General features: G+C 31.0%; 15 protein-coding genes. 10 read left to right on the top strand and 5 right to left on the bottom strand.

Annotated elements, in window-relative coordinates:
- Positions 1-7: 7 nt before the first annotated feature.
- Entirely contained in the window at positions 8-1567 is a 1560-nt protein-coding gene (locus NLG42_RS06110) for a vitamin K epoxide reductase family protein (protein ID WP_257683267.1), read from the bottom strand.
- Between the two features lie 492 nt (positions 1568-2059).
- On the opposite strand from NLG42_RS06110, the gene NLG42_RS06105 reads away from it, so the two are divergent.
- From NLG42_RS06105 to NLG42_RS06090, 4 genes are all read left to right on the top strand, one after another.
- Complete coding sequence (locus NLG42_RS06105; protein ID WP_089059523.1) at positions 2060-2209, top strand: rSAM-modified peptide; 150 nt, start codon at positions 2060-2062, stop codon at positions 2207-2209.
- A gap of 85 nt (positions 2210-2294) precedes the next feature.
- Positions 2295-2450, top strand: coding sequence for an rSAM-modified peptide (locus NLG42_RS06100; RefSeq protein ID WP_089059524.1), 156 nt, complete (start codon positions 2295-2297; stop codon positions 2448-2450).
- A 66-nt stretch (positions 2451-2516) separates the two neighbouring features.
- The gene (locus NLG42_RS06095) at positions 2517-2666 is read left to right on the top strand and encodes an rSAM-modified peptide (protein WP_089059525.1); all 150 of its coding nucleotides are present in this window, start codon (positions 2517-2519) and stop codon (positions 2664-2666) included.
- Between the two features lie 79 nt (positions 2667-2745).
- Positions 2746-2907, top strand: coding sequence for an rSAM-modified peptide (locus tag NLG42_RS06090; protein ID WP_257683266.1), 162 nt, complete (start codon positions 2746-2748; stop codon positions 2905-2907).
- 39 nt (positions 2908-2946) lie between these two features.
- Here the strand turns inward: NLG42_RS06090 and NLG42_RS06085 are convergent, their stop codons facing one another.
- Positions 2947-4710: an AraC family transcriptional regulator gene (locus NLG42_RS06085; RefSeq protein WP_099717727.1), complete on the bottom strand. Its 1764-nt coding sequence runs from the start codon at positions 4708-4710 to the stop codon at positions 2947-2949.
- A 168-nt stretch (positions 4711-4878) separates the two neighbouring features.
- Here NLG42_RS06085 and NLG42_RS06080 point away from each other — a divergent pair, with 168 nt between their 5' ends.
- The 6 genes from NLG42_RS06080 to NLG42_RS06055 all read left to right on the top strand — a co-directional run bounded on the left by NLG42_RS06080 (position 4879) and on the right by NLG42_RS06055 (position 10052).
- A complete protein-coding gene (locus tag NLG42_RS06080) occupies positions 4879-6057 on the top strand; it encodes an acyl-CoA dehydrogenase family protein (RefSeq protein WP_089059528.1) in 1179 nt (392 codons plus the stop codon).
- Positions 6058-6144: 87 nt separating this feature from the next.
- Positions 6145-6927, top strand: a complete 783-nt coding sequence (locus tag NLG42_RS06075) for a DUF3050 domain-containing protein (RefSeq protein WP_089059529.1) — start codon at positions 6145-6147, stop codon at positions 6925-6927.
- A gap of 156 nt (positions 6928-7083) precedes the next feature.
- Positions 7084-7908 carry an AraC family transcriptional regulator gene (locus tag NLG42_RS06070; protein WP_089059530.1) on the top strand — a complete coding sequence of 275 codons (825 nt, stop codon included), beginning with the start codon at positions 7084-7086 and terminating at the stop codon, positions 7906-7908.
- Between the two features lie 69 nt (positions 7909-7977).
- A complete protein-coding gene (locus tag NLG42_RS06065; protein WP_257683265.1) occupies positions 7978-8943 on the top strand; it encodes a nitrilase family protein in 966 nt (321 codons plus the stop codon).
- Positions 8944-9015: 72 nt separating this feature from the next.
- Entirely contained in the window at positions 9016-9522 is a 507-nt protein-coding gene (locus tag NLG42_RS06060; RefSeq protein WP_089059532.1) for a GNAT family N-acetyltransferase, read from the top strand.
- A gap of 128 nt (positions 9523-9650) precedes the next feature.
- A complete protein-coding gene (locus tag NLG42_RS06055) occupies positions 9651-10052 on the top strand; it encodes a helix-turn-helix domain-containing protein (RefSeq protein WP_257683264.1) in 402 nt (133 codons plus the stop codon).
- 91 nt (positions 10053-10143) lie between these two features.
- On the opposite strand, the gene NLG42_RS06050 is transcribed toward NLG42_RS06055, so the two are convergent.
- The 3 genes from NLG42_RS06050 to NLG42_RS06040 form a co-directional block, all read right to left on the bottom strand.
- Positions 10144-10986 (bottom strand): reverse transcriptase family protein, encoded by an 843-nt coding sequence (locus NLG42_RS06050; RefSeq protein ID WP_257683263.1) that lies wholly within the window; start codon positions 10984-10986, stop codon positions 10144-10146.
- Entirely contained in the window at positions 10961-11257 is a 297-nt protein-coding gene (locus NLG42_RS06045; RefSeq protein ID WP_257683262.1) for a helix-turn-helix domain-containing protein, read from the bottom strand. The genes NLG42_RS06050 and NLG42_RS06045 overlap by 26 nt, the downstream gene beginning before the upstream one ends.
- A gap of 65 nt (positions 11258-11322) precedes the next feature.
- On the bottom strand, positions 11323-11547 hold the full coding sequence (locus NLG42_RS06040) for a hypothetical protein (RefSeq protein WP_257683261.1): 225 nt from the start codon (positions 11545-11547) through the stop codon (positions 11323-11325).
- Between the last annotated feature and the right edge of the window lie 727 nt (positions 11548-12274).

Raw genomic sequence — 12274 nt, 5'->3', positions numbered from 1 at the left:
CTAATCTTTATGCTGTTTTTTCAAGAACCGCTTCTTTCTGTTCTGCAAAATCATTTAAAAAATACTTCAATTCATTTAGCTCATATTCACTTGGAAACAAGCCCTCATTTACAATTTTTACTGGAGTATAATTGAAGTTATTTTTAGAACACCATTCATACTGTTTATTTATTTCCTGCTTAACAATCATACTAACGGAATCAACAGGCCATTTTTTCAACCATTTTTTCAGATTCATTTTTTTAATATGCCAATCTGAAATTGCTTCGACTGTTTTTCCTGGAGTTGATCTGTTTATTGACAAAAGCCTTTCGACAACAACTTTATACGGATTATCGACATTCTCTGGATTAACATTAAACAATACGTTCAAAAATATTTTATCAGGAAATTTCAAAACTAAGTCAAAAGCTTCTTGAAATGTTTTATGACAGTGTACACAACTTGGACTTACAATTACAGTAAGTTTTACGGCGGCACTTCTATTTCCAAAATTTAATCCTCTTAAATCTTCAAGTCCGTTGGTATAAGAAACTTTCTTAGACAAGAAATCAAGTAATGAATAATTTCTTTTAAACTTCTTTAGCTCTTTTAAAGTGTTTTCATTATTAAGAACATTTTTAGCAATTGATTTTATAACATACCAAATTGGCACCAAAAGAATTAAAGAAAAAAGAAATGGAAAAATCGCCTCGAAACTAAAATTCAAAGTAAACAAGTCTGATGAAAACCAAATTAAACTTTGCGTAAAAATCAAGAACGAAACCATTAAACACATTACACACCATTTTTGAAGTTCAAATTTTTGAATCCATATAGATGATACAATTACTGGAATTGCTAATAAACTCAAGAATCCAACAAAAACAGATGAACTTAAAGGCTGCACCAAAATTGCTATAAATGACGCTCCAAAGAAAAGCAGCGGGAGATCAGAAAAACTAATCCATTTATCACTATAATTTTCATCAAAATTTAGTACTGAGCTGCATGATGAATTTGCACTTAGATTACAAAATTTCGAAATAATGCCATTTTTAAATCCTAGTTTTTCCTGAACAATTAAAATACTAACAACTAATCCTAAAGCCGAGGTTAGTAAAAATATACTGCTGTATAAAGTATATACATTATAAAAGAACGATAACCCTGCTAAAAGTAAAAATGGCAAGAAGTATTTTAATCCGCTCAATTCAACTTTTAAATTTTCTCTTGCAACTACATTATTAGGTTCGATTGCTACAATTACTCCATTCCAATCTAAAAGAAACTTATCATACGATATTTTTTGAACTCCTTTTTTAATGGTACTAATTCGAACAAAGTTTTTTGCTCTCTCAACTAATGTTAATTCATCTTTAAAATAAGCCAAAAAATTAGAAGGCAAATCAACGATCTGCTCTTTAGAAACTCTTACTGCTGCATTCTCAATTGACAACAAATCGAAAGAATCTGTTATCGCAAATAAACTTGGATAATTAGGATGAGAAAGAAACAAATCCTTAAACTCATTTTTCACTTCCGAGTATCTGTTTATTTGGAGAAATTTTTGAATAAGTTTTAACATTCTTTGGACTGGTTTAAATCATAATTACAGTACAAATATTGCTGTTTTTATTCGAAAAATAATCCTAAAAGCACACATTTTATCAATTATACTACATACAATTTATAAATTATAACTAGTACAATACAATACACAATCACCTAACAAACAAGCAGTTATCAAGCCAAACAGTCACTCAAAAAGCTCAAAACACCAATTTCGATCAAGGGTTTCTCATTTTATCTAGTTTTGACAAATCAGAAAACTTAAAATGCAAAAACATGACAAATCATAAACTAAAATTCGAAGATTTCTGAGTAAAAAAAACTACTTAAAAATCAAAAAAACAAGGTTCAAAAAGAGGTTTTCCTGCCCCCGAAAATTCTCAAAATGATCTGCGAAAAGCAAATATTGAGTTGTAAAATCAGCCCAAAAAATTTCCCAAAAAACTCCAAATCTTGACAAAGGCCTACTTCATTTATTAAAAAAATAGTAACCCTAAAACATCAAATCATGTCAAATCTGAAACTAAAATTCGAAGATTTTCAAGGAGAAAAATTATCTAAAAAACAACAAAAAAGAGTCCAAGGAGGAGAAATTATACTGCCGCCTCCACCGCCGCCTATTGATCCTGGAAAAGGAGGATTGGGAGGCGTAAATTAAAAAACCGCCCTAATACAAACTCCAAATCTCGATTAAACACCTGCCCCTGTTTTAAAAAAATCCACAACCCTAAAAACATTAAAACATGTCAAATCAAAAATTAAAATTCGAAGATTTTCAAGTAGAGAAATTATCTAAAACCCATCAAAAAGCGATAAGAGGAGGAGATGGCACTGATTTAGATATAATTCCGCCGCCACCGGTTGACCCAGGAAAAGGAGGATGCGGAGGCGTTGCGTAAAAGCAGCTAACTATTCTAAATAAAATACCCCACTTTAAAAACCCACAACACTAAAAATAGTAAATCATGTCAAATCAAAAATTAAAATTCGAGGACTTTCAAGGAGAAAAAATTTCTAAGAATCAGCAAAAAACAGTAAGAGGAGGAGATGATCCAAATCCGCCACCGCCGCCGCCTATTGATCCAGGAAAAGGAGGATTGGGAGGCGCTACTTAAAAAAATGCCCGAAACGAACTAAGCCCCAATCAAAAACCTACACTTTATTTTAAATCCACAACACTAAATATATCAAAACATGTCAAATCAAAAATTAAAATTCGAAGATTTTCAAGGAGAAGAATTATCTAAAAACCATCTAAAAGCAGTAAAAGGAGGAGGAGAAAATGATACTGATGAACAATCACCTGATGTTATACCTGTTGATCCTGGAAAAGGAGGCGGCGGAGGTGCTTTATAAAATTTGAATCACAGAAATGGTTATCTCAAATGACTATTATTAAATATTATTCGCAAATTGAGCTGGAGATACTCCAGTTCTTTTGCGAAACGATTTTGCAAAAGAAACTGCATTTTTAAAACCAACACTTTCTGCAATAGCTTGTGTAGAATATTTTCGGTACATATGATTCGTAATCATTTCATTGATTACGTAATTAATTTTCAACTCATTAGAATATTCTCCAAATGATTTACCAAATCGTTTATTAACTACATAAGACAGATAAGTTGTGTTTGTTTTTATTTTCTTTGCTACATAAGGCAAGGTAAAATCAGCATTTAAATATTCTAACTTATTCTCGAGAGCTAATAGTTTTTCGACAATTTTATTTTCTTTAGCCTCGTCGATGCTCAGAGTAATATTTTCTTTTTTGAGCTGTGCTTCTTCTAATTCAAGAACTTCTTCTTGTATTTCTGGCTGCGGTTCAACTAATTCGCTGTTATTTTTCTTCTCAATATTTGCTTTAAATTCTTCTATTAAAGCATTCATCTTTTTATGCGCCTTATTTTTATCTCTAATGTTTTTAATTAAAAGAAATACAACACTTACAAAGATTAATACATAAAAAATCTTAAGACCTCTATTTATTAGGACTTCATTTTTATACCTTTCTTCAATAGTAACCATTTCATCAGTAAGGTTGTTTACACCTTGTTTATAGTTAACTTCTAAAGCTTCGGCACTTAATTTTTCCTCAAACTTCTCATAATTATCCAAGTAAATTCTTGAATGTTTATAAGCAAGTTCTGGTTTGTTTTGAATATTGTAAATTTTAGCTTGGTAATAATTTGATTTTAAATAATCAATAGCATTCGAATTTGTAATTGCAGAAATCGAGTCACATTTTTTAAAAAAAACTAATGCTCTGTCGTACTGTTTAGTTGTAAAATAAATATCACCTAGATTATAATTGGCAATACACAATATGTCTTTCTGATTATTTTGATTGGATAAAAACACAACATCATAATATGTTTTTTCAGCATTTTTATAATCGCCTTTCCAGTTGTAGACATTCCCTAAACTTAATTTTGCCACTATTTTATTAGAAGCAAAATTTTGAGAATAATTTATGGTTTTCTTATAGTAATATTCTGCCGAATCAAGTAAATACCTCTTACTTGAATTTTTCATAAAGTAACTTTCATAGGAACTCGCCAAACTCCGATTGAGGTTACTTTTAAGATTTAAAAATTGATCTTTACTAAAAACGTTTTCATTTTCATCAATAAATCGATCAATTTGTTTTACATTCTTTATTGCTAATTGATAGTTTCCTACTGCTTCATTCACTAAAGAAATATTCATTTTGAACTTAACAAGCTGTTTTACATCATTAATTTGTAAAGACAACTTCATTCCTTCTTGATAAATTTCAAGAGCCTTTGCATAATTACCTCGATAGGCCTCAGCCAAACCTCCATAATTATAAACGTAAGATCTTAGTTGTGTTTTTTCTTTCGAATCTGGTATTTTCTCTAAATATTGTAATGCTGCTTTATATCTTTCTTGAGACCTTTTTGAATCACCTTTAGCTTGAAAAATAGCGGTCATCGATCCATTTGCAAAAGCCAAATGCTTGTAATCTTTCGATTTAGCCATTTGCGAGGCATATACAAGAGCACTATCGACATTTGCGTTGAAATTTAGTCGGATTTTTTCTTGTAATAGTAAATACTCCTTTTCACTCATTACATTTGACTCTTGAGCAAATGCGCTATTTAGAACAAAAAAAAGTAGAAAAGAGATGATCAGCCTCATTCAATTTATGTTTTTGGAATCTCAAAATTAGGTTATAAATTATCAATAAACTAAAAATAATTTACCTTATTTGTGATTATTTTGTAACTAATATGTATAAATGTAACAATTTTACTTTGTTTTGTTATATTTATATTGCGTAAATTTGTTTAGTAAAACTATACAAAAATGAAACCAGATTTATTTCAAGCTCCAGATTATTACAATCTTGATGATTTATTAACAGACGAACACAAACTAGTTAGAGAGTCTGCACGTGCATGGGTTAAAAGAGAAGTTTCTCCTATTATTGAGGAATTTGCTCAAAAAGCAGAATTTCCTAAACAGATCATAAAAGGTCTAGGAGAAATTGGCGGATTTGGACCTTATATTCCTGTAGAATATGGAGGCGCAGGTTTAGACCAAATTTCGTACGGTTTAATTATGCAGGAAATAGAACGAGGTGATTCTGGGGTAAGATCTACGTCATCTGTTCAATCTTCATTAGTAATGTATCCTATTTGGAAGTATGGAAATGAAGAGCAGCGAATGAGGTTTTTACCAAAACTGGCAACAGGTGAATATATAGGATGCTTTGGTTTAACCGAACCAGATCATGGATCGGATCCTGGTAGCATGATTACCAATTTTAAAGATATGGGTGACCATTATCTTTTAAATGGTGCTAAAATGTGGATTTCAAATGCTCCTTTTGCTGACATTGCTGTTGTTTGGGCAAAAAACGAAGAAGGCCGTATTCATGGTTTAATCGTTGAACGAGGAATGGAAGGTTTTACAACTCCTGAAACTCATAATAAATGGTCACTTCGCGCATCTGCAACTGGTGAATTGATTTTTGATAATGTAAAAGTGCCTAAAGAAAACCTTTTACCAAACAAATCTGGTTTAGGCGCACCGCTTGGCTGTTTAGATTCTGCTCGATATGGAATCGCTTGGGGTGCAATTGGAGCAGCAATGGATTGTTATGATACTGCTTTAAGATATGCCAAAGAAAGAATCCAGTTTGGAAAACCAATTGGAGGAACACAATTACAGCAAAAAAAATTAGCCGAAATGATTACCGAAATCACAAAAGCTCAATTATTAACTTGGCGTTTAGGAGTTTTAAGAAACGAAGGAAAAGCGACGACAGCACAAATTTCGATGGCAAAACGCAACAATGTAGATATGGCAATTCACATTGCAAGAGAAGCCAGACAAATGCTGGGCGGAATGGGAATCACTGGCGAATACTCAATTATGCGCCATATGATGAATCTTGAAAGTGTTATTACTTATGAAGGAACTCATGACATTCATTTATTAATTACTGGAATGGATGTAACTGGAATTTCGGCATTTAAATAATAAACAACTATTAAATTATACACAAAATCAATTTAAAAGGCTTCTTCTTACCAGGAAGCTTTTTATCTTTGTATAAAATTTTCATACATGAATATTGAAACTATACACAATAGCATTCAACCTCAAAAAGAGCAGCTTTTAAAACATTCTTTATACAACAAAATACACAGCATTGATGATCTTCACATCTTTTTAGAAAATCATGTTTTTGCTGTATGGGATTTTATGTCTTTATTAAAAGCTTTACAAGCCAAACTTACTTGCACAACAACGCCTTGGTTTGCTACCAAAAATCCTGAAACAAGATATTTAATCAATGAGATTGTTTTAGCAGAAGAAACAGACTTAAGCATTGACGGCAGAAGACAAAGTCATTACGAAATGTATCTTGAAGCAATGGAAGACTGCGGCGCTGATACAACCGAAATTACTAAATTTTTGAATGAAGTAAATTCACTTCATAATATTTTTGTTGCCATAAAACAAAGTTCTGTTCATCCTGAAATAAAATCTTTCTTAGATTTTACTTTCAGAGTTATTGAAGAAGGAAAACCGCATCAAATTGCTGCTGCTTTTACTTTTGGAAGAGAAGACTTAATTCCGAGTATGTTTACCGAAATCCTCAAAAACTTTCAAAAAAACTTTCCTGATACTGATTTAAGCAAACTTGTTTATTATTTCGAACGTCATATTGAACTTGATGCCGACGAACACGGACCAATGGCAATGCAGATGATTACAGATTTATGTGAAGATGATGCGCAAAAATGGAAGGAAGTTGAAGAGGTTTCAATATTAGCTTTAGAAAAACGAATTGGACTTTGGAATGCTATTGAAGAAGAAATTCTGATGAAAACTGAAATGGTCTAAAACAAAATAAGTTATTTAACGTAACTACTCTTTAAAAAATTCCAATAACTAAAACTGTTTTAACACCAGATAAGTTATTGGATTTTTGTTTTTCACTACTAAATTGTGGTTTGAAGAAATTAAACTGTCTCAAAAAAGCAGATTAAAAACGAGATTATGCAAGTTTCACCACCAAAAGAACTTTCTCCCTATATCAAGCATTATCTATTTTTAGATAATGCAGAAACCGCTGTACAAAAATTTCGCTTATTTTCAGACGGGAATACTGGACTTGTATTTTCTCTAAAAAGCAAACTCATTTCTGGAATTAATAAATATGAAATAAAAGATTATCTGCCGGCTTCCTTTTTATATGGACAACTTAACAGTTATAAAGATCTTTATTCTGAAAATGAAATAACGTTGATAATTGTAGTTTTTCAGCCCAACGGAATACATCAATTGTTAGGAATTCCTGCCAATGAATTTCATGATTCTATTGTTTCTGTCGAAGATATTTTTGGCAAAAAAGCGGCAGAGCTTCAGGAGAGCCTGTTTCAACAAAACAATCAAATGCGAGTTGAACTGCTTAATTCTTTTTTTAAATCATTAATCGTTCCCAAAACAGCTTCAAATCAATTATTAATAGATCATTCTATAAACTTTATTACTACCAATAAAGGGCATTTTACAATAAAACAATTAGTTGAACATACCGGTTACACAGAAAGACATCTTGAAAGAAAATTCAAAGAATGCGTCGGATTGAATCCGAAAAAATTTGGTAATGTGATAAGATTACATCATTTTCTAAAATTATTAAAAGACAAAACGGATAAAACCAACTTAACAACAATTTGTTATGATGCTGGATTTTCAGATCAATCTCATTTAATAAAAGAATTTAGAAAACACACAGGAATAACTCCAACTGAATATGTACACAGCAGCGGGAAATTAACCAACAATCTTATAAAAAGATTTCCTCCTTTGTCATTCTAAAATGTCGGTTTTGTACAATTTATAAAATATTGGCTCTGCTATTTTTGACTAAAATTAATAGCGTACAATATGAAAAATCTAAAAATAGCCACAGCTCAGTTCGAAAACAAAAGCGGCGACAAAAACTACAACTTATCTGTAATCGAAAAACTTTCTCAAAAGGCATCTTCCGAAGGATGTGATGTGATTTCGTTTCATGAATGTTCTATAACCGGATATACTTTTGCAAGAAGCTTATCAAAAGAACAAATATTAGACATAGCAGAATTAATTCCGAGTGGAGAAAGTATTTTAAAATTGACCGAAATTGCTGCAAACAACAACATTGTCATTTTAGCCGGACTCTTTGAAAAAGACGAAAACGACAATTTATTTAAAGCTTATGTCTGCGTAGATAAAAATGGATTAGTCGCTAAATATCGAAAATTACATCCGTTTATAAATCCGTATTTAACCCCTGGAGATCGTTATTGTATTTTTGAAATTGAAGGCTGGAAATGCGGTATTTTAATTTGTTACGACAATAATATTATCGAAAATGTACGCGCCACAAAACTTTTGGGTGCCGATATTATATTTATGCCTCACGTAACGATGTGTACACCTTCTACCCGACCTGGAGCTGGTTTTGTCGCGCCGCAGCTTTGGGAAAACCGAGAAGCTGATCCCACTTCTTTACGACTAGAATTTGACGGAATGAAAGGCCGAGATTGGTTAATGAAATGGCTGCCGGCAAGAGCTTACGATAATGCGATTTATGCCGTATTTTCAAACCCAATTGGTATGGATGATGACCAATTAAAAAACGGTTGTTCAATGATTCTTGATCCGTTTGGAGATATTCTGGCAGAATGCCGAAGTTTTGATGACTCTTTTGCAACGGCCGTACTTACACCAGAAAAATGCATTCAGGCAGGAGGAAATCGTTATATAAAAGCTAGAAGACCAGAATTATACAAAGATATTATTGGTCAAAATCACAAATCAGAACAAAATGTAGTCTGGCTGAACTCTGATAAAAAAAACATAAATTAAGGTTTTTGCCTATTCAGAGCAATTGAAAAATTTACCTTTGAAGATTCATTAATTTACAGAACAACACTAATAATGGAATTTTTTAAAACTACAAATGAAGATATCGATGCTGTTTTCGATATTTATAATGAAGCTACATCTTATCAAAAAACAGTAAATAATAAAAGCTGGAGAGGTTTTGAAAGAACATTAATAGAAAAAGAAATTGCCGAAAATCGTCATTTTATAATCAAAGAAGGAGATGAAGTTGCTTGTACATTTGTACTTACTTTTAATGATCTAATTATCTGGAAAGAAGCCAGCAAAGATCCTGCAGTTTATTTGCATCGTATTGCTACAAACCCAAAGTTTAGAGGACAATCGTACGTTAAAAAAATCATAGACTGGACTAAGGAATATGCCAAAGAAAACGGTAAAGAATACATTAGACTTGATACACACAGCGGCAACGAAAGAATAAATAAATATTATACGAGCTGCGGCTTCACCTACAAAGGAATAAGCACTATCGAATGGACAAGCGAATTACCGGAACATTATAAAGAAGGTTCTTTTAGTTTGTTTGAGATTAAGCTTTAGATTTGTGTTTTAATTAATCAGCTGAAAAACTGTATTTTTGTAGAAATAATGAAAGCTGTATCTTACAAAAAAAGCCTGTTTTTTACCAAAATATATTTTTCTTTAAGATTTTTAAATACCTTTGATTTATGAGCACAACAACAAAATCAAGTCATATAGGACGCAAAATCAGCCGTATTCGCGAGCTGAAAGACATGAAACAAGAAGCACTTGCACAGGCTATGGGAACAAATCAGCAAGCAATTTCTGCTATAGAAAACAGCGAAACAATAGACGAAGAAAAGCTGAAAGAAGTCGCAAAAGCTCTTGGTGTTACAGTTGAAGCAATTAAAAACTTTTCAGAAGAAAATGTGATTAATTATTTTAATAACTTTTATGACAATAGTACTGGTGGTAATGGAATATTCAACTCTAACAATTACAACTGCACTTTTAATCCTTTAGATAAAGTTGTTGAGCTTTACGAACGTTTAGTTCAGGCTGAAAAGGATAAAAATGAGTATTTAGAGAAATTCTTGAAAGGGAAATAAAGCACTTATAAAATATATTTTATTACAAAAAAGAGATCTTGATAAGATCTCTTTTTATTCTTAATATTATGAAAAATCTCAAATAAAGAATCTATCTATTGGTTTTTCTTATATTCTCAACATAATTACTCATAGGTTTACATGATGGGTGATTATCAATTTCTAAATTTGCTTTTTCAATTATCTTTTGAGGTGCATCAATTTTATAAAGCAGCACCCTAACTCCTGTAACAGTTTGTTTACCTTGATAATCTGTTTTCCTATAACTAATTTTTAATCCACTTTTTTTCACAATACTTAAAAGAGTTGGAATTAAGTGTTGAAAGTTTTTTGGAGATGAAAATGTTAGATCATCAACATATCTAGTATAGGTGACATCATTTTCCTTACATATTTTTATAAGCTGATAATCTGTTTTAAGAAAAAAAATATTTGAAAGATGTGTACTTGTTGGAGTTCCTTGTGGCAATTCACCTTTCCAAGTTGTTAATTTAGTAATATAAAAAGCAAACTGTTTATTAAAACCTAACTCGATAAACAAATCATGAATTTTCTTCGATTTAACTGAAGGATAAAAATCTTTTAAATCAGTTACGAAAACGTATTTATTACCTTGATGGGGTTTTGCATTTGTTATATTACTTTTTTTCTTTACTCCACCATGCACATTACTTGGTAACTCAATTTTTGAAAGAATTCTATCTTTTATTTTTGATTGAATAAAATTCAATCTTTTTTTTGAAGGCCTAATTATTCGCTTCTTAATAGTTCCATCTAAATAAGTTTTAGGTTTCCCTGTTTTGTTATCAATTTTTTGTTCAATACGTTCTCTATAATGATCATCTATAGATTGTATTATTTCATCAAGTTCTTCACTTTTCTCGCCTATAATAGACGGCAAAAATAATTTATAGTTTATCTTTAAAGAATTCATTAATAAAAGATTTAACAGATGGATTGATAATAGCAAAAGCTTCTCTTTTTTCTGGAGCGACATCCTCTTCATCTAAAGACATAAAAAATAGTATTGGCAAAGGAATATCAAGCTTTTCGCTTATAACTTTTAAAGTTGACAAATTAGGCTCCTTTGAATTATTTTCTATTTGAGAAAGATATGTCTGAGTAATTCCACAAGATAAAGCAAACTCATTCTGAGTTTGCCCTTTCTGTTTTCTTGCGCCTTTGATGACTTGACCTATATTCATGATAATTAGTGTAAAAAAAATTAAAGGGTGTCGGGAATTTAGCGATATTGTTTTTAAAATCATGATTATAGCATTAAACTAAAAAATCTAATTAGAAGAGCGATAATATCTGATACTTCAGATTTATAATTTTTATCAGTCAGTCCTTTTTTCTTTCTTAATCTATATAATTTAGCTACTGCATCATTTAATAAATTAACATCATTCTCCGATAGAGAGCACTGGTTCTTTGCGATGGTTAAAGCGTTTATTAATCCATCGATGTTTTGAAGTCTTGAAATTCTAGACATATTATTTAAGTTTTAGTAATAGCTTCGTTGCTATCTGCTTATTTAACACTCGTTAATTACTAAATGCGTAGACAATGCTCTCTAAGCACCACTTCAAAATTCTGCTTCTAAAAAAAGAAACTTTAGCAACAATTCAACTTATCTACTTATCTACTTAAAACTTCTTTCGATCATAATTGATTTGTACCAATTCTTTTCATCCGATAAAGCGGCGCTCTTTTCAGGGGGCGTCGACAGCTTTCAGCAACTTTAGATAATTGTGTCCTAAATCCCAATAAAGGGTTGTTCAAGAAAATGAACAAAAATTTAAACTCTCCATTTAGCAATTAACTTTCAAAACATGTTTCAAAGAACTTACGATGCAAATATACAACTATATTACTAGTAGTTAATAAAATAAGTGTTAAAATTTTAGAAAAAAGTACAACCTGCTGAAAAACAGTTATTTAAATTAAATTAAATAACGACAACTTCAAGAATGAAATTAGACTTTCCTATTTAGCAAAAAATGCAGTTGTTAAGTAATCCTTTACATCTGAAAACCACACAAACAATTACATTACAACATATTACAATACCATACAATAAAAAAAACTTACATTTGATTAGAGGCCTAAGAAAATTACAAGGTTTAGCTTTCTTATAATTGAGGGGTTGCAGAGAAGAATACATTCTTTTTATTATTATCGAATTCGGTATAATAAAAAAACCTCGAAATACAGATTTC

Origin of the sequence: Flavobacterium plurextorum (assembly GCF_024638035.1) — a bacterium.
In the GTDB taxonomy this organism is placed as follows: Bacteria; Bacteroidota; Bacteroidia; order Flavobacteriales; family Flavobacteriaceae; genus Flavobacterium; species Flavobacterium plurextorum.
Note: the sequence above shows the minus strand (reverse complement) of the source record. Positions and strands in the feature narration are given on the sequence as shown.